The organism is Vibrio sp. 2033 (genome assembly GCF_033339735.1).
In genome coordinates, this window is the sequence record NZ_JAWOVC010000886.1 from 1 (window position 1) to 509 (window position 509).

At 43.8% G+C, this 509-nt stretch carries 1 protein-coding gene; it reads right to left on the bottom strand.

The window, feature by feature from the left end; translation table 11 throughout:
• Positions 1-107 precede the first annotated feature (107 nt).
• Positions 108-509: prephenate dehydrogenase dimerization domain-containing protein (locus R7P74_RS29640; RefSeq protein ID WP_318124329.1), on the bottom strand; the 402-nt coding region annotated here is incomplete at its 5' end.

Here is a 509-nt window from a genome sequence, read left to right on the forward strand (position 1 = left end):
AATACTGTTTCCAGTGAAGACAACAACGAAACGATTATTAACTGATGTCATTCGCTTGAAATAGAAAGAGCAGCCTAGAGCTGCTCTTTTCTTTTAAGAGGATAACATTATCCACGATGGATATTGTCATTCGCCTGTTTCAGTAAGTTTTGGCTCTCGTTCATAAATTGCTGAGAGTATTGGCCAAACCAATCACTCACCTGCTCAAAACTTTCTACAAATTTGGCCTTGTCTTTGCTGTCTAAAATCGCAAGCGCTTCCCCAAAGCGTTGATGGAAACGCTTGATCATATCGATGTTCTCTTGCGATGCGAGAATGATGTCACCGTAGAGATTTGGATCCTGACCAAACAGACGCCCCACCATTGCCAATTCAAGACGGTAGATTGGCGAGCTCAGTTTCAACAGTTGCTCGATATTCGGGTTCTCTCTGCTAAGGTGCATTCCGTAAGCAAATGACGTGAAGTGGCGCAGCGCTTGAATTAACGTCATGCCATGATCGTGCTCTTG